The following is a 17093-nucleotide window of genomic DNA, read 5'->3' as shown; positions in this document are numbered from 1 at the left end:
TGCAGCGACGGACCTCGGGACGCTCTTACACCACGTCTGCGCGCGCCACCTTGAAACTTCCTAATCACCGTCAGCTAGCGCCAAATTGGAAGTCGATGGTCACTCATTAACGTACAGTTCTTATAACTTTGTTCATTATTTTCCGCACCTAAAATGATACGCCGTTTATGACAGTACTCACAAACGGCGTTTTTTGACCACTGGCGTGTCTGGCAGGCGGCAAGCACCGCCCGAATCCGCATTTTGAACGCGCCCGAATCGGTTCTGGAGCCGGTTTTCGCGCTCTTACTCGTCTTTGGGCGAGGGATGCTTGCAGACCACGCTCATGTAGATCATGCCGAGCACGGCTGCGGTGACCGAACCGGCGAGAATAGCGGCCTTGGCTGCAAGAACCTCAAACTGGGCCGTCGGGAAGGCAAGGCCGCTGATGAGAATCGACATGGTAAAGCCGATACCGCCCAGAATGCCCACGCCGGCAATCATGTGCCAGTTGACATTGTGCGGCAGCTCGCAGGCCTTAAGCTTAACCAGGGCAAACGTCATACCAAAGATGCCGATCGGCTTGCCCAGCAGCATGCCAAAGTACACGCCGAGCGTCACCGGGTCGGTGAGCAGCGTGCTCATGTCCACGCCCACTAAGCGAACCTGAGCGTTTACGAACGCAAAGATCGGCAGGATCACAAAGTTGACCGGCGTGGAGATCAGACGCTCCATGCGGATAAGCGGCGGGGTCACGCGGTGCATGACGCGCTCGACCTTGGTTGTCGAGACGGTAAAGTCATGCTGGCCCAGGATGTGTGCCTCATCATCGTAGCGGTCATCGAGCAGCGGCAGGCACTCGCCCAGCCAATCGGTGAGGCTATCGAGCTTGACGCCACACTTGGCCGGGATGGTAAAGGCCAAGATGACGCCAGCAAGCGTGGCATGTACGCCGCTCTTGAACATGCAGAACCACAGCAGCAGCCCCAGTACCGAATACGGGGCAAGGCGGTAATGCTGCGTCTTGTTGAGCCACACGAGCGCGCAGGTCACAAGCGCGGCGGCGCCCAACCAAAACGGATTGGGGCTCTGACCGTAGAAGATGGCGATGGCGGCGATGGAGATCAGGTCGTCGGCGATAGCGAGCGTCGAGAAGAACACGCGCACGCCGTTGGGAACGCGGTTGCCCAAAAGCGACAGCACGCCCAGCGCAAAGGCAATATCGGTTGCCATGGGAATGGCCCAGCCGTTGTGCGCGCCGGCATGGTTAAAGATCAGGTAGATGCAGGCGGGAACGACGACACCGCCCACGGCCGCCAGCATGGGAAGCATGGCCTGACGCGGATTCTTGAGCTCGCCGACCGTCATCTCGTACTTAAGCTCAATGCCCACCAACAAAAAGAAAATCGCCATGAGGAAGTCGTTGACGAAAAGCTCAACGGTGAGACCAGCCGTAAGGTTGCCCAGACCCACATACAGCGGGGTCTCCAAAAAGTGATGGATGGCCTCGTAGGCATCGGTGTTGGCGCAGATAACGGCGGCGATAGCGGCGAAGACCATGACGGCGGCGGAAATCGTGCCGTTCTCGGCGATGCGCTCCCAAATGTCGTGACGTTCAAAGCGCTTGCGCTCACGAACGTTGAACAGCTGCTCAGTTGCTGCCATGGGCGGCTCCTTTCACGGGATGGCTCCCGTCTTAAAAAAGCACGGCCCGCCCAAGTGGCGGCGCCGCGCTCTAACGTATTACGCTTGCATCTAGCCTACCCTGCGCGACAAGCACGCAGGCGTGGCCGAAAAGCGGAACCACAGGTTGAACATTATTTGCTCAACGGCGCGGACACGCCTGTCCAAGAGACGACGCAGCGCCGTGCACAAAAAACGACCGGAGCGCGGGGCGTCCGCGATCCGGTCGTCGGTGTTAGGTCAAAAGAACCTAGCAGGCGGCCATGATGGGGGCAGCGACCTGCTTCTTACGGGAGAGGACGCCCGGCATCCAGACGCCGTCGTGCTCGTCGGCAATGCCCAAGCCCTTCTGAGCAGCCTCGGTCTCGCCCTCGAGCAGGACCTGCGAGCCCTCCTCCATGATGTCGGTGATGCACAGGACGATGCCATCGGCACCCTTCTCGGCGGCGTAGGCGCGCATGGCCTCACGGATCTCGTCGATCATGCCGAGCGCACGGCTCTTATCGACGGTCTCGTACTGGCCGATGAGCAGCTTCTTGCCCGCAGGCTCGAACATCTTGATGTCGTTGCCGACCATCTCGGCTGCGGTGAAGGAGCCGGACGGACGGGTAAGGAAGACATCCATGCCAAACTTGACCGGGTCGACGCCTACCTGCTCGCCGAGCTTGGCGGCGACAGCGCGGTCGACATCGGTGGTGGTGGGGCTCTTGAGCATGAGCGTATCGGTCATCATGGCCGAGAGCAGCAGCTTGGCCTGAACGTCGGAAAGCTCAACGCCGAGCACGCCGGCGAGCTTGGTGACGATGGTGCAGCTGGAGCCCCAGGGCAGGCAGATGTAGTGCAGCGGGCCGGCGGTCTCGAAGTCGCCGATGCGGTGATGATCGACGACGCCAAAGACCGTAGCGTCCTTAAGGCCGGCGACGGACTGGGCGGACTCGTTGTGGTCGGTGAGGACGACGAGCTGACCGGCCTCGACGGACTCGATCACGCGGGGCTCGGCAATGCCGGCGTCGGCGAGCAGCTTGGCAGACTCTGCCGGAAGCTGACCAAGGGCGCAGGCCTCGTAGGTGTTGCCAGCATACTCAACCTGGTTGAGCAGCTGGGACAGGACGACGGCGCTCATGATGGCGTCGTTATCGGGGTTCTGGTGACCAAAGACAAGAACGTTTGCCATGGATATCCTCCACTTGATATGTGTACTTGGACGTAGCTATGGTAGCACGCCGATGCCGAGCCTTCGCAGACGGAAGGGGCACGGCATATTTTGGGGCAGGCATGGAGGCCAAGGCTGCCCCTTTTGCACCATGTTGGTGCAAAGTAACCTGGCCCCCTTGCACCAGCTATTTGCCGGCGGCGCGCAGGGCTACGTAGGCGGCACCGATGATGCCGGCGTCGTTGCCGAGCGAAGCGACCTTAATGGGCGTCTCGCGCGAGGCGGAGAGCGCGTACTGCTTAAAGTGCTCGCGGACCGCATCGAGGTAGACATCGGCCGAGGCGGAGGCGCCGCCGCCGATCAGGAACATCTCGGGGTCGACCACGTTGGCGATAAGCGCCAGAGCGCGACCGAGATAGTCGGCCATGGTATCGGCCGCGGCCAGCGCGAGCTTGTCACCCTCGCGGCAGGCTTGGAACACGTCCTTGGAATCGGAGGGGCCGGTGAGCTCGATGGGCTCGACGCCCGCCCTCTTGCACTCGGCCAGGTAGTTGCTCACCACACCGGTGGCGCTGGAATACTGCTCCAGGTGGCCATGGCCGCCGCAGCCGCAGGTGCGCTCCTCGTCGGGATTCAGGCACATGTGGCCAATCTCGCCGCCCGCGCCCACAACGCCCGATACCACGTCGCCGTTGACGATAACGCCACCGCCCACGCCGGTACCGATGGTGACCATCACCACGTTTTGCACGCCCTTGGCAGAACCGAGCCAGGCCTCGCCCATGGCGGCGGCGTTGGCATCGTTCTCGTACTTGACGACCGCGTCGGGGCAGTGCTCCTGGATGGCGATCCTCAGCTCGGGCAGGTTAATGGCAATGTTGGCCTTGACCTTGGCATCGCCCGACGCCGGGATGGGGCACGGAACGGCCAGGCCAATGCCCGCCACAAAGGCGCGCGGAATCTGCGCCTTGGCGACCACCTGGTCGATAGCCTCGGTCACCGCGGCAAAGCCCGCAGCATCAACGATGGGAGGCGTGGGCACGCTGGCCTTGGCAAGCAGGTTGCCGTCCTCGTCGAACAGGCCCTCCTTAACCGAAGTGCCGCCGACGTCGATGCCGATATAGTACTGCTTAGGTTCCATGGGAGCCCACCTTTCTCGTTTAAACATTGCCTGTATGGTACCGCTCCCAAGGCAAAAACCTACCAAGAAGGGACAGGTTTGTTTTGGCAGGTTTTATCTGGGGAAACGCAAGGCATGAGATTCGGTTCGCTGGGCGGCAAAACGGCCCAACCCCATCTTCGAGCCGATCAATTTGCTCAATACCACATTATTCGAATGCATATTCATTTAGAGCGCTCTAGTTAATATAGAAAAGCGTTTTTTGATTATATCTTTCTCGAACTTTTCAAAACGCAATAGGGATGCTTAGGCGTGGACTATACTTTCGTTTGTACTCAATCAAGCCGGAAAGGAGGTTCCATGATTCCCAAATACGAGGCAATAGCTGCAGATATCCGTCGAAGCATCGAGGACGGCGCTCTAAAGCCGGGCGACAAGCTGCCCACCGTCGTTGAGTTCTGCGAGCTCTATAGCGTTTCCAAAATCACCGTCAAACGAGCTATTGAGCAGATTACCGATGAAGGTCTTGTTACCAGCCGGCGCGGATCGGGCACCTACGTTAAGGACACGGCGGGGCTTCCCGGCCAGGCGTTTTTCCAGGGCAAGAACGATCGCTCCCAGGGCTTTTCGTATGAGCACCGCGGGGAGAAGGTGACCTCGGTGGTCTACGATTTCTCGATTGTCAATCCGCCAGCAGACGTCGCTGTCCAGCTGGGAATTGCCGAGGACGACTTTGCCTATCACATCGTGCGTGTGCGCCAGGTCGACGAGAAGCCCATCGTTATCGAGTACACCTACATGCCCCTCGAGCTGATTCCGGGCCTTAAAAAGAAAGACCTGTATGGATCGGTCTACAGCTTCATCCGCAAGCAATGCGGGCTGAAGATTTCGAGCTTCCACCGCACCATTCGCGCCGTAGCGGCAACCGAGGAAGAGGCTGAGCGCCTGGACACCAAACCCGGCTCTCCCCTGCTCGAGCTCAACCAGATTGGCTTTTTGGATAGCGGCACCGCCTTTGAGCATTCGATCTCGCGCAACGTTGGCGACCGCTTTGAGCTGCACAACGTAACGTTGGCATAGGTTTTTGTAGTCATGCGGGCGCTCGTTACGGCTCGTTTAGAGTGGGCGGCCGCGCAACACCATGGGGGTATGAACATGTCCGATTTGATTAAACTGACACCGATCTTTCACGAGAAGATCTGGGGCGGCCGCCAGCTCGAAACCGTATTTGGTTATGACATTCCCGAGGGTCCCATCGGTGAGTGCTGGGCCATCTCGGCACACCCCAACGGCGACTGCCAGATCGCTGAGGGCCCGTATACAGGCCACACGCTTTCGTGGCTGTGGGCCGAGCACCGCGAGCTCTTTGGCAACTGCGAGGGCAAGGAGTTCCCGCTGCTCATTAAGATTCTGGACGCCAAGGACGACCTTTCGATCCAGATCCATCCCAACGACGAGTACGCCGCCGAGCACGAGAACGGCAGCCTGGGCAAAACCGAGTGCTGGTATGTGCTGGACTGCGAGCCCGGCGCCACAATCATCGTCGGCCAGCGCGCCAAGGACCGCGCCGAGGCTGCACAGATGATCGAAGACGGCCGCTGGGACGACATGCTCAACGTGCTGCCGATCCACAAGGGCGACTTTTTCCAGATTGATTACGGTACCGTCCACGCCATCAAGACCGGCACGCTCATTTTGGAGACGCAGCAGTCGAGCGACGTGACGTATCGCCTGTACGACTACGACCGTCCCGGCACCGACGGCAAGCTGCGCCCGCTGCATATTGAGCAGAGCCTCGACTGCATCGACTTTGATGTTCAGGCACCGACCGACGGCACCGTGACCGCGCCCGAGGTCGACGGCGTGACCGAGCTCGAGTCTAACTCCTGCTACACCGTCGATCGCGTGCGCGTCAACGGCAGCAAGACCCTCGACCAGCACTGGCCCTTCATGTGTCTGTCGGTCATCGACGGCGAGGGCACCGTCTGCGGCGACCCCGTCCACAAGGGAAGCCACCTGCTAGCCCCGAGCACCGTCAGCTCCATCGACCTCGAAGGCAAAATGGAATTGATCATCAGCCACCTCTAGGTCGCACCAACAACCAAAACGCAACAAGGGGCTCCCCCGCTCATCAAACGGGAGAGCCCCTACTCACATCTATTTATCAGCCCACCCGGCTCTCCAGACCAAAAAGCGAACGAGCAAAGCGACGTTCGCAAGCAACGTTACCCAAGGCCCCGGACAGGCGCCATGGACAACGTCGATCGCGAGTTCCGCACGAGTCGGAGAGCACTTAATGTGCTCTCCGTGCGAGCAGGACTGTCCGAGCAGGCGACGTTGTCCATGGCGCCTGTCCGGGGCCGCCGAGATTACGACAGCTTGACGATCGGCGCAAAGCCCTTCATGAGCTTTTTGGTCTGGCCGGTCTTTTCGAATTGCACCTCGATCATGTCTCCGGCGACCGAGATCACGGTACCCGTGCCAAAGGTCTTGTGACTCACGGTATCGCCCGCGGCAAAGTCCTGCGACGCGCTGGTGCGATCGACCTTGCGCTCCACCGTCGGCGACACCTTGGACGACGGCTTTTTAGCTCGCGGCGCGCCCGAACCAAAGGTCGAGGCAACACGGCCGGCGTCGGGCGAAACCCCGCGATGGCGCTCGGTGCCATAGGTGCTGCCACCAAAGAAATCGTCGAAGCTCGATCCGCCGCGCGAACCGGAACCGCCGGTCGAGCGTGTATGCGAACCGAACACCTTGCCGCCATACATATCCGAGCCCATGCCCGAGCCAAAGGTGCCGTGACGGTCGCCGCGCTTCTCCCAGCCCGTGCCCTCAAAACCGGCAGAACCGATACCGCTAAACTCGATATCCTCAAACGGAATCTCGTTGAGGAAGCGAGAGCGCGGGTTGGCAGAGGTCGAGCCGTAGGTGCGACGCGTGGCCGCATAGGTCAGGAACAGGCGCTTACGGGCACGCGTGATGGCAACGTAGGCCAGGCGACGCTCCTCCTCGAGCTTGCCCGGGTCATCGCTGCCGCCAAAGTCGTGCACGTGCGGGAAGATACCCTCCTCCATGCCGGCCACGAACACCGCCGGGAACTCCAGGCCCTTGGCGGAGTGGATGGTCATCATGGTAATGGCATGCGTCTCGCCGGCCAGGGAATCCAAGTCGGAGCGCAGGGCCAGCCACTCCATGAGTGCCGGCAGTGCCTTACAGGTGAGCGGACCGTAGGTGCGCTCGATCTCGTCGGCATGCACGACGCCCGCCGGTAGCTCTGTTGGCACGGCATACGCGTTGCCCGCGATGGCGGCGGCCAGGGCATCCTGCGGCGAGAGCGCCGGGGCGGCTAGGCTATCGAGCGGATTGGAGCCCGCGGCGTCACGAGCGCCGACAAGTGCCTCAAACGAGGATGCCGGAGCGGACGGCCCCGGCTCGGACGCGGGCGCACTCACCACGGCGGACTCGGACTCGGCGACGGACGGCACGTCGGCAACACCGGCCGCGCGCAGCTCTTCTAGACTCTCGAGCGCACCCTCGATATCCTCGTGCGTCTCCTCAAATTCGGCGGCGACGCCCAGGAATTCCTGGATGTTCTCGGCGCGGCTCTCGGACTCCATGGTGCCCTCGGCGCGAAACGCCTGCAGCAGGCCCGTCTTATCGACAATCATCTCGACGACGTCCTTGAGCTCGCCGTCCATGCGGCGGCCCTCGCGCACCAGCGCCACAAAACTCGACAGGCCGTTGCGCACCTTGGCACTAAACATGCCCGTCTCGGCTGTTGCGATCTCGCAGGCTTGGAAGAACGAGCAACGGTTGTCGCGCGCCAGCTGCTCAATCTTTTGGATCGAGGTGGAGCCGATGCCGCGACGCGGCGTGTTGATGACGCGCTTGACGCTCATCTCGTCGGCCGGGTTCACGATCATCTTGAGGTAGGCCATGACGTCGCGAATCTCGGCGCGGTCGAAGAATCGCGTGCCGCCGACGATCTTGTAGGGCACGCCCGCGCGCAGGAACATATCTTCGAGGATACGCGACTGGGCGTTGGTGCGGTAGAACACGGCGATATCGTCGTAGCTCGTACCCTTGGCATGCAGCTTTTCGATCTCGCCGGCAATCCAGCGACCTTCGTCGCGCTCGTCGCTTGCCTGGAAAGCCTGAATCTTCTCGCCATCGCCCTCGGCCGTAAACAGGCGCTTGTCCTTGCGCTGCGAGTTGTGGCGAACAACGGCATTGGCGGCGCTCAGGATGTGACCCGTGGAGCGATAGTTCTGCTCCAACTTGACGGTCTTGCAGTTTTTAAAGTCCTGCTCAAAGTCCAAGATGTTGGTGATGTCGGCGCCACGCCAGCTATAAATGGACTGGTCGTCGTCGCCCACGACCATGAGGTTTTGGTACTTGGCGGCCAGCAGGTTGGCGATTTCGTACTGGACGTGGTTGGTGTCCTGATATTCGTCGACGCTAATGTAGCGGAAGCGCTCTTGGTACTTGTCGAGCACCTCGGGGCGGGTGCGCAGTAGCTCGAGCGTGCGCACGAGCAGGTCGTCGAAGTCCATCGCGTTGGCGGCGCGCAGGCGGCGCTCCAGCTCCAGGTAGACTTGCGCGGCCTTTTTGTCGTTGGGGCTATCGGCGCTCTTGAGCATGTCCTCGGGCCCGATCATGGCGTTTTTAGCAGAGCTGATCTTGCTGCGGATCATGTTGATGGGGAACTGCTTTTGCTCAATGCCGAGCGCCTGCATAATGTCGCGCACCATGCGCTTTGAGTCATCGTCATCGTAGATGGTGAACTGGCCGGTGTAGCCCAGCAGGTCGGCGTCCTCGCGCAGCATGCGCACGCACATGGCATGGAAGGTGCACACCCACATGCCACGGGTGCCGCTTGGGATGAGTGCCGCCAGACGCTCGCGCATCTCGGCCGCAGCCTTGTTGGTAAACGTGATGGCAAGAACCTGCCAAGGCTTAACACCCAGGTCGCCGAGCATATGTGCGATGCGGAAGGTCAAGACGCGGGTCTTGCCCGAGCCGGCGCCGGCGAGCACCAGCAGCGGTCCCTCGGTGGTCAAGACCGCCTCGCGCTGGGCGGGATTAAGGCTGTCGATGTCGACAAGCGGCTTGGCGGGCGCAGGTGCCGGCGCGGGAGCGTCGTAGATGTCGAGCGGAACGAGCTCGGGCTCCGGCGCAGCGGGGGCGGTGTATGCATCGAGTGGCACGGGTTCCGGCGCGGGCGGCACGGGTACCGCGGCGTTCTTTTCCCAGGGCAAGGGCTGGGTCATGGGCGACTCCTCATCTGACGGACGGCGCGCCTGCGGGCAGCGCCATAGTTTGAGCCGTACCAGTATACCGAGCCGCGCGGACACCGACGCAAATCACACCACGACTCCGTGCGCCACCGTCAGGCCCGCCCCATCGCCCAAAAAAGAGGACGGCATAGACCTTTTGGTCATGCCGTCCTCTTTGAATGACAAGTTGTCGCTCTGGCCGCCGCGCAGCGTCAACCAAGTTACAGGCCGAGCATAGGCTCCAGAACGAAGAAGTACGCGAGCACTACGATGCCCAGGATGATGCGGTAGACGCCGAAGCACTTGAAGTCGTGACGGCGGACGAAGCCCATGAGCCACTTGATGGCGATGAGCGAAACCACAAAGGCCACAACGCAGCCCACGCCCAAGATGGCGATCTCGTTGGTGCCGAACGTGCCGCCCTTGATGAAGTACTTGACCAGCTTGAGCGCACTCGCGCCAAACATAACAGGAATAGCCAGGAAGAACGTGAACTTAGACGCCACCGAGCGCGTGCAGCCCAAAAGCAGGCCGCCGATGATGGTAGAACCGGAGCGAGACGTACCAGGCACCAGCGAAAGCACCTGGAAGCAGCCGATACCCAGCGCAGTCTTCCAGCTGAGGTCCTCGAGCGTGGCGATGGAACCAAAGTCCAGATTCTCGTCATCGTCCTCATCCTCAGCGGTAGCCGTGGGGGGCGCCGCAAAGTGCGCACCGGCGGGACGTCCACCCGACACCACAGCACGCGAACCAAACGAACCGGCAACGGCCATTTCCTCGCGCTTGCTCGCGCGCCAGTTCTCGATCACGATAAACAGCACGCCGTACACAATGAGCGCCAGCGCCACGACGGGAGCGTTGTAGAAATGCTCCTCCATCCAGTCGTTGAGCGGCAGGCCGATCGCCGCCGCAGGAATGCAACCGAGCACAATCTTGCCCCACAGCACCCAGGTGTCGCGACGGCCCTCCTTGCCCTTGCTGGGCGAGAACGGGTTGAGCTCGTGGAAAAACAGCACGCAGACGGCCAGAATGGCGCCGAGCTGAATCACGACCAGGAACATATTCCAGAACGTCTCGCTCACGTTCATCTTGACGAACTCGTCCACCAAGATCATGTGGCCCGTCGACGAAACGGGCAGCCATTCGGTGATGCCCTCGACCAGGCCCATGAAGGCAGATTTTAGAAGCTCGATAATATCCAAAGGGACCCCCTCGTTAGACACCCGCCGATATTGTTCTGCGGACGGTGCGGGCGATGTCCCATTATCAACCGTTGGCGGCGCGCCTGCGCCTACCCTTACCAAAAAACTCGCCCGTTCACAGAATTGCGAGCGGTCAAACCCAAATCCTTGGGTATAACTGCAACAAGATAAAGTGTCCGGCGGCCAACGCGCCCGCGCCCGCCCGATGCACGAGCCCCGCGCCCGTGCGATAGACCAAGGAGGAAACCATGAACGAGGGCTACACCAAGGTATTTGTTTCACTCGACGGTACTGAGCAGCAGGATTTTGTGCTCGCACGCGCCATCAAGGTCGCCGCGAACAACGGCGCCAAGCTAATCATCGGCCACGTTATCGATTCCACGGCGCTCGAGAGCGCCGGTTCCTATCCGGTCGATCTGGTCAACGGCCTAGAGGAGGCATTTAAGAACTCCATCGCCAAGCAGCTCGAAGAGGCCAAGGCCAATCCCGACATTCCCGAGGTCGAGGTCATGATTCGCGCCGGCCGCATTCGCGAGACGCTCAAGGACGAGATGCTCGACGTGGTTAAGCCCGACCTGGTGCTCTGCGGCGCACGCGGCCTGTCCTCGATCAAGTATGCGCTCCTGGGCTCGATTTCGACGTTCCTGCTGCGCAATACGGACTGCGACATCTTGGTCGTAAAGTAGCGTTGCTCCCACCGGCCGCGGGGCCTGCGGGGTTTCCTAAGGGCACGTCCTCGCCGCGTTGCGGCTGCGGGATGTGCCCTTAGGAAACCCCTCCCGGCCCCGCGGCCTTTGCAGCCTCACTTCAACGAGTTGTCTGATAGAAAAATGGCGTGCCGACCCGTTTGGGGCGGCACGTTTTGTTTGGACGGGCGTTTGCCGTGTGCGTTACTCAAAGTATTGAAACTTGTTCGTTGAAAAAGCGAATGTTACGACGAAGCCTTCGCCGGGCTCCGATGCTGCGGTGACGTCGATGCCCATCTTGGAGCACAGGCGCGCCACCAGGTAGAGGCCGATGCCCGTTGCGCGCTTGGTGGTGCGGCCGTTGTCGCCGGTAAAGCCCTTCTCGAACACGCGCGGCAGGTCTGCCGCACACACGCCGCAGCCGTTGTCCGCAACGGTGAGCTCGATGCGCTCGCTCGCCAGGCCCTCGTCCAGTAACGCGCCCGAAAACACGATCTTCGCGCCGTCCTCGCGCGCATATTTAATGCTGTTCTGAATGAGCTGGCCCAGGATAAACTCGAGCCATTTTTCGTCGGTAAAGACCTCGAAGTCGAGGTTCTCGCACACCGGAGCCACGTGCGCCGCAATGAGCTCGCGCGCGTTGGCCTTAATCGCACCCGTCACCAAGGTCTTAAGGTCCCAGCGGCGAATCAGGTAGTCGCGCTCCACGACTTCCGAGCGCGCGTAGTACAGCGCCTGGTCGATATAGCGTTCCACGCGAGCCAACTCGCGACCCAGGTCATCGACACGTGTTGGGTCATCTGCGCCGCCGTCGAGGTTTTCCAGAATCAGGTGAGCCGCCGCCAGGGGCAGCTTGGCCTCGTGGACCCAGCTCTCGATATAGTCGCGATAGTCTTCGGTCTGACGCCGGCCCTCGGCAACCTCGTCGCAGGCGGCTTTGCCCACCCGGCACAGGACCTCGTACTCGAGCTCGCCCTCGGCATAGGTTGGGCATTGCACCATCTCCTGCACCCATGCGGGACTCTCGAGCTCCTCTGCCGCGCGCTCCAACTGACGCAGAAAACGGCGACGGTGAGCGTACTCGATCACGATGCCGAGCATACCGAAGATAAAGGACACGCCAACCGCCACGACCACGATAGAAACGGGTGCGCCGGCGACCGTCAGCACAAAGCAGCTCAGCAGCACGCCGCACGTCCACACGGCGACGGGAAGCAGTGCATCTTTAAAGAACTTGCCAAACGACATAGCCGGCCCCTAGACCGAATAGCCTTGGCCGCGATGCGTCGTCAAATACCCCTTGATGCCGATTTTTTCGAGCGTGGTGCGCAGGCGGTTGATGTTGACGGTGAGCGTATTGTCGTCCACGAAGGCGTCGGAGTCCCACAGGTCCTGCATGATGGCCGAGCGCGAGACGATCTTGCCCGCGCGGCTCAGGAGCAGCGAGAGAATGCGCAGCTCATTTTTGGTGAGCTCGGTGCTGTCGCCGGTCGCCGTGTTGGTGACCATAGAGCGGGCGAGGTCGAGCTCCAGCCCCTTGTGGACGAGCGTGCTGCGCTCGCCTGACGCCGCGGTGCGACGCAGCAGTGCGTTGATGCGCGCCACGAGCACGCGCGCGCTATAGGGCTTGGGAACAAAGTCGTCCGCGCCGAGCGTCATGGCCATGACCTCGTCGATCTCGGTCGTGCGCGAGGTGAGGACGATGATGGGGACCTCGGATTCGCGGCGAACCTCGTGGCAGATATGCTGGCCGTCCTTGACGGGAAGCGTGAGGTCGAGCAGCACCAGGTCGGGCGCGGCGGCGAGAATATCGCGCGAGACATGCTCGAACGATTCGCAGGCCTCGATTTCAAACCCGGCGCGGGTAAGGATGTCGACAAGCTCACGACGAATGGGCTCGTCGTCCTCAACGATATAGATTAGCGCCATGGATTCCGCTCCCCTCTTGGTTGTCTTGCCACCATTATGGCTGCGAAACTGCAGGTGCGCGCCACGCACGTCGCCAAGGTGACAGAACTGTTCGCGAGCGGGGGCGTTTTGTCCGCCTCGCACTCGCAGCGGTGGCGGGAACCAAAATGATTCTTTAATCCCCGTCCCAGAATAATCATTTAGCGGCGGGCGCGAAGCTTTTCGTAGCCGTCGGCAAAGAAGGCGACCGTCGCGGCATCAGACTCGGCGGCGTCGGCGTCGGTGGCAGGCACCACGCCGTGCTCGTCGCTTACCAGGAACAAGGCGCCCTTGAGCTGTGCGGGAATGTCTACGCGCGTGACCGGGATGCCCTTGGTCTGGGCCAGCTGCTCTATGAGCGTCGCCGTGCCACACAGGCACTCGTCCGCCGGCGCCACAAAGGCCAGCTCGCCGTTGTTGACGGCAGCGAGCAGCTCGGGCGCCACGCCGGTTTCGTCGGCCTCGGAGCGGGCCTCGGCGGAGCGGGCACGCAGCGCCTTGGCCGAAGTATCGGCCAGCGGCTCGTACTCACCCACCGTCATGGCGGCATTGCCGTTAACGTCGATCACCAGCATGAGCACGCCGTCGTGCGCGGTGTAATCGCCCTCGGCAAGCGACCACTCAACGTGCTGCTTGGCCCAGCTGAGCATGTTATGGGTAAGCGGCTCGCCCTGCACCAAGCGCTCGGACAGCGCGCGAATGTGACGGTTGAGCATGGGCACCTTTTTGTTGGACATGCGCCAACGGCAGATAAGCGCGGGCTTGTCGAGCGTAAACTTCTCGACCGCCTCCTGATTGGCGCAAAAGTCCTCGTACGCACGCTGGTCCTCGGCATTGCCAAACAGCTCTGCATCATCAATCTGGGGCATGGTCATACCTTTCGTGTTAGTCATTCCGTCCTCTTATACCAAAAAGACGGCCCTCCAAACGGAGCGACCGTCTTTTGCAGAGATAATTTTAGAAGCGAGGCGGTCCAAGGGACGAGATAACATCCCATCCTCCCCAGTCAACCTAACAGGTCGGCGAGGGTTGCCCAGGTGCCGCAGATTGCCGTGAAAGAGGAGCGACGCGTACTTGGGTACGCGGGCGACGAATGAGCGGCAAGGTGCGGTGGTTGGGCAAGCCGCAGCGCCACCTCCCTACTTAATGGCGGAAGTGGCGCGCACCCGTGAAAACCATCGCAATATTGTGCTCGTTGCAGGCCTGGATGCTCTCGTCATCGCGCTTGGAGCCGCCGGGCTGGATGATGCAGGTCACGCCGTGTGCGGCAAGCACGTCGACGTTGTCGCGGAACGGGAAGAACGCGTCGCTTGCGCAGGCAAAGCCGCCCTTCTCCACGCCCTCGCGCTCGCAGAAGTCCTCGGCGCGCTCGCAGGCAAGCAGCGCAGAGTCAACGCGGTTGGGCTGACCGGGGCCCATGCCAATGCCGGCCTTGCCCTTGGAGACCAGGATGGCGTTGGACTTGACGCCCTTGCAGACCTTCCAGGCAAACTCGAGCTCGGCCATCTCAGCGTCGGTGGGCTTGCGATCGGTGGGGAACGTAAAGGTCGCGGGATCCTCGGTCACGTGGTCGACCTCCTGCACCAGCATGCCGCCGTCGATGGAGCGCAGCTCCACCTGGGCACCGTGGTCCACGCCGCCGGTAGCCAGCACGCGCAGGTTGGGGCGCTTGACCATGCGCTCGAGCGCCTCATCGGTGTAGCTCGGGGCGATGATGACCTCGACGAACTGCTTGTTCTCGTCGGCGAAGTGCTCAACCAGCTCAAAGGGAACCTCGCGGTTGCAGGCGATGATGCCGCCGAAGGCGCTCTTGGGATCGCAGGCGAAAGCGCGGTCGTAGGCGGCCGTGATATCCTCGGCAACGGCGGAACCGCAGGGGTTCTGATGCTTGAGGATCACGCAGGCCGGCTCGTCGAACTCGCGGACCAGGTTCCAGGCGGCATCGGCGTCCAGATAGTTGTTGTAGCTGAGCGGCTTGCCCTGGATCTGCTCGGAGCCCACAAGCGGGAACTGAGAGCTCGCGGTGTTCTCGCAGCCCTCGGCAAAGCGGTAGACCGTAGCCTTTTGCTGAGGATTCTCGCCATAGCGCAGGTCGTCGACCTTCTCCAGCGAAATCTCGAGCTTGGCAGAGGTGTCCGCCACGTCGCTTGCCTGGGCGGCAAGCCAACGGGAGATAGCCGTGTCGTAGGCGGCGGTGGTCTGGTAGACCTTCACCTGCAGGCGACGACGGGTGGAAAGCGTGGTGCAGCCACCGGTCTCGCGCATCTCGGCCAGGACGGCATCATAGTCGGCCGGGTCGGAGATGACGGTAACGCTCGCGGCGTTCTTGGCGGCAGAGCGCAACATGGAGGGGCCACCGATGTCGATGTGCTCGATGGCATCCGCAAAGGTGACCTCGGGGTTGGCGACGGTCTTCTCGAACTCGTACAGGTTGACGACGACCAGGTCGATCAGCTTAATGCCGTGCTGGGCGGCCTCCTGCATGTGCTGCTCGGAATCGCGGCGGGCCAGCAGCGCGCCGTGAACCTTGGGGTGTAGGGTCTTAACGCGGCCGTCCATCATCTCGGGATAGCCCGTGAACTCCTCGATGGGGGTTACGGGAACGCCCGCGTCCTCGATGGCACGAGCCGTGCCGCCCGTAGAGATGATCTCGACGCCAAAGTCATCAACCAGCGTCCGTGCGAAATCGACGACACCCGTCTTATCGGTAACCGAGATCAACGCGCGTGCGATCTTCACATCAGATCCCATGCAGTCCTCCTGTCTGGTACGCCGCCGTGCTCTGTGAGTCGGTGATACGTCGATCTGCAGCGCTCGCGCAGCGGCATTGAAAATACTGATTCAATGTAGCGCATCGAGCGCGTCGATGCACCCCGCAACGGTCGCATGTGCAGAAAAAGCTTGCGAGCGGAGGGCATGGGCGCAGCGGCGACCGCGGTGAGTTCATGGAACACAGGGGCACCATAATTAGATGCCAATGGCGTGGTAGAACTGTGCTCGATATGCATCCGCAAAAGAAAGAGGCACCATGGTCTCGCGGGTTCTCTACCGACCGTTTGATACCGAAGACTTCGACGCCATCGCGCTGATTCTGCAGCAGCTTTGGCATAACAATTCGGATAACGATGAGTACAACCGCCTTGAGGCCGCGTGCGACCTTGCCTACTGCCTTTCGTCGTCGACGTTTTCGCAGGTTGCCGTAATTGACGGCCAGGCGCGCGGCATTGCGCTCGCGCGTGCGGGACAGAGCTCCGGCGCCACTATCAACGAACATTGGATGGATACCGAACGCGCGCTGCTATCGCAGATGCGTGAACTGGAGCCTGATGCCTGCGCCGAGTATCTCTCGTTTGTGCGTGCAACCATCCGAACCAACAACCGCCTGCTCGAGAGCAGCCCGTTGCCGCACGACAACGAAGTCACGCTGCTCGCCGTCGATCCCGATGTCCACGGCCTGGGCGTTGGCTCGGTTTTGCTCGATGCCGCGGTCTCGTACCTGTCCTCGCGCGGGGCGACAAGGGCGCACCTGTACACCGACTCCAACTGCTCGTGGAAGTTCTACGAGTTGCACGGCTTTAAGCGCACGGCCACGCACCGCGCCAACCGCGAAGAGCGCCGTCACGACATGCCGCGCGAAAGCTTCCTCTACGAACTCGACCTAACAGCCTAGCCCAGGCAGCCACACCTAGTCATTTAAGTCTGTCCCCAATGAGTGGCCTAGGGGGTTTGTAGATAGCCCTGGTCAAAAAACATCAAATATGAGTACTGTTACCTTTTTAGTAGCAGCGATTTGGGACATTTTTGATGCTTGTAGGCATGACGACCAGCTGCATGAGCTGACGTAGCTCCCCAAATGTTCAATGAAATGGGCTCCTAACGAGAAGTACTCTCATTAGGAGCCCATTATTATGTGCAAACATATGTGACTAGCGCAGCAACAGTACTCATATTTGGCATTTTTTGTCCACTGCCCCTTGCGCGAAGGTCCTCAGCGGGGTGGCGCGCGCAGACGTGGTGTAAGAGCGTCCCGAGGTCCGTCGCTGCAAG

Annotated in this window: 13 protein-coding genes; 4 read left to right on the top strand and 9 right to left on the bottom strand. The window is 61.3% G+C overall.

The annotated features are described in order from the left end of the window. Positions 1-285: 285 nt before the first annotated feature. The 3 genes from nhaA to DW754_RS10245 form a co-directional block, all read right to left on the bottom strand. Complete coding sequence (gene nhaA / locus DW754_RS10255; RefSeq protein WP_117759768.1) at positions 286-1644, bottom strand: Na+/H+ antiporter NhaA; 1359 nt, start codon at positions 1642-1644, stop codon at positions 286-288. 268 nt (positions 1645-1912) lie between these two features. After that, the gene (locus DW754_RS10250; protein ID WP_117759766.1) at positions 1913-2836 is read right to left on the bottom strand and encodes a manganese-dependent inorganic pyrophosphatase; all 924 of its coding nucleotides are present in this window, start codon (positions 2834-2836) and stop codon (positions 1913-1915) included. Between the two features lie 166 nt (positions 2837-3002). Then, complete coding sequence (locus DW754_RS10245; RefSeq protein ID WP_233508937.1) at positions 3003-3956, bottom strand: ROK family protein; 954 nt, start codon at positions 3954-3956, stop codon at positions 3003-3005. 339 nt (positions 3957-4295) lie between these two features. Between DW754_RS10245 and DW754_RS10240 the strand changes: the two genes are divergently transcribed. Both DW754_RS10240 and DW754_RS10235 read left to right on the top strand, forming a co-directional pair. Then, the gene (locus tag DW754_RS10240; RefSeq protein WP_117759762.1) at positions 4296-5015 is read left to right on the top strand and encodes a GntR family transcriptional regulator; all 720 of its coding nucleotides are present in this window, start codon (positions 4296-4298) and stop codon (positions 5013-5015) included. A gap of 75 nt (positions 5016-5090) precedes the next feature. After that, complete coding sequence (locus DW754_RS10235; protein ID WP_369832171.1) at positions 5091-6023, top strand: type I phosphomannose isomerase catalytic subunit; 933 nt, start codon at positions 5091-5093, stop codon at positions 6021-6023. A gap of 281 nt (positions 6024-6304) precedes the next feature. Here the strand turns inward: DW754_RS10235 and DW754_RS10230 are convergent, their stop codons facing one another. Both DW754_RS10230 and DW754_RS10225 read right to left on the bottom strand, forming a co-directional pair. After that, entirely contained in the window at positions 6305-9205 is a 2901-nt protein-coding gene (locus tag DW754_RS10230; RefSeq protein WP_117759758.1) for an ATP-dependent helicase, read from the bottom strand. Between the two features lie 227 nt (positions 9206-9432). Then, the gene (locus DW754_RS10225) at positions 9433-10413 is read right to left on the bottom strand and encodes an undecaprenyl-diphosphate phosphatase (RefSeq protein WP_089572431.1); all 981 of its coding nucleotides are present in this window, start codon (positions 10411-10413) and stop codon (positions 9433-9435) included. Positions 10414-10661: 248 nt separating this feature from the next. On the opposite strand from DW754_RS10225, the gene DW754_RS10220 reads away from it, so the two are divergent. Then, complete coding sequence (locus DW754_RS10220; protein WP_006235921.1) at positions 10662-11099, top strand: universal stress protein; 438 nt, start codon at positions 10662-10664, stop codon at positions 11097-11099. A gap of 204 nt (positions 11100-11303) precedes the next feature. Here the strand turns inward: DW754_RS10220 and DW754_RS10215 are convergent, their stop codons facing one another. The 4 genes from DW754_RS10215 to purH form a co-directional block, all read right to left on the bottom strand. Beyond that, positions 11304-12347, bottom strand: coding sequence for a sensor histidine kinase (locus DW754_RS10215; RefSeq protein WP_117759756.1), 1044 nt, complete (start codon positions 12345-12347; stop codon positions 11304-11306). A 9-nt stretch (positions 12348-12356) separates the two neighbouring features. Next, positions 12357-13028, bottom strand: coding sequence for a response regulator transcription factor (locus tag DW754_RS10210; protein WP_117759754.1), 672 nt, complete (start codon positions 13026-13028; stop codon positions 12357-12359). 179 nt (positions 13029-13207) lie between these two features. After that, complete coding sequence (locus DW754_RS10205; protein WP_117759752.1) at positions 13208-13939, bottom strand: hypothetical protein; 732 nt, start codon at positions 13937-13939, stop codon at positions 13208-13210. Between the two features lie 250 nt (positions 13940-14189). Next, the gene (gene purH, locus DW754_RS10200) at positions 14190-15797 is read right to left on the bottom strand and encodes a bifunctional phosphoribosylaminoimidazolecarboxamide formyltransferase/IMP cyclohydrolase (RefSeq protein ID WP_117759750.1); all 1608 of its coding nucleotides are present in this window, start codon (positions 15795-15797) and stop codon (positions 14190-14192) included. A gap of 277 nt (positions 15798-16074) precedes the next feature. On the opposite strand from purH, the gene DW754_RS10195 reads away from it, so the two are divergent. Continuing rightward, positions 16075-16716: a GNAT family N-acetyltransferase gene (locus DW754_RS10195; RefSeq protein ID WP_117759749.1), complete on the top strand. Its 642-nt coding sequence runs from the start codon at positions 16075-16077 to the stop codon at positions 16714-16716. Positions 16717-17093 lie beyond the last annotated feature (377 nt).

The sequence above is a fragment of the Collinsella sp. AM29-10AC genome (assembly GCF_003469085.1).
GTDB lineage: Bacteria > Actinomycetota > Coriobacteriia > Coriobacteriales > Coriobacteriaceae > Collinsella.
Note: the sequence above shows the minus strand (reverse complement) of the source record. Positions and strands in the feature narration are given on the sequence as shown.

Excerpts from the sequence above, each read along its gene's own strand:
- nhaA (WP_117759768.1), bottom strand. The coding sequence starts at position 1,644 with ATGGCAGCAACTGAGCAGCTGTTCAACGTTCGTGAGCGCAAGCGCTTT.
- DW754_RS10250 (WP_117759766.1), bottom strand. The coding sequence starts at position 2,836 with ATGGCAAACGTTCTTGTCTTTGGTCACCAGAACCCCGATAACGACGCC.
- DW754_RS10245 (WP_233508937.1), bottom strand. The coding sequence starts at position 3,956 with ATGGAACCTAAGCAGTACTATATCGGCATCGACGTCGGCGGCACTTCG.
- DW754_RS10240 (WP_117759762.1), top strand. The coding sequence starts at position 4,296 with ATGATTCCCAAATACGAGGCAATAGCTGCAGATATCCGTCGAAGCATC.
- DW754_RS10235 (WP_369832171.1), top strand. The coding sequence starts at position 5,091 with ATGTCCGATTTGATTAAACTGACACCGATCTTTCACGAGAAGATCTGG.
- DW754_RS10230 (WP_117759758.1), bottom strand. The coding sequence starts at position 9,205 with ATGACCCAGCCCTTGCCCTGGGAAAAGAACGCCGCGGTACCCGTGCCG.
- DW754_RS10220 (WP_006235921.1), top strand. The coding sequence starts at position 10,662 with ATGAACGAGGGCTACACCAAGGTATTTGTTTCACTCGACGGTACTGAG.
- DW754_RS10215 (WP_117759756.1), bottom strand. The coding sequence starts at position 12,347 with ATGTCGTTTGGCAAGTTCTTTAAAGATGCACTGCTTCCCGTCGCCGTG.
- DW754_RS10210 (WP_117759754.1), bottom strand. The coding sequence starts at position 13,028 with ATGGCGCTAATCTATATCGTTGAGGACGACGAGCCCATTCGTCGTGAG.
- DW754_RS10205 (WP_117759752.1), bottom strand. The coding sequence starts at position 13,939 with ATGACTAACACGAAAGGTATGACCATGCCCCAGATTGATGATGCAGAG.
- purH (WP_117759750.1), bottom strand. The coding sequence starts at position 15,797 with ATGGGATCTGATGTGAAGATCGCACGCGCGTTGATCTCGGTTACCGAT.
- DW754_RS10195 (WP_117759749.1), top strand. The coding sequence starts at position 16,075 with ATGGTCTCGCGGGTTCTCTACCGACCGTTTGATACCGAAGACTTCGAC.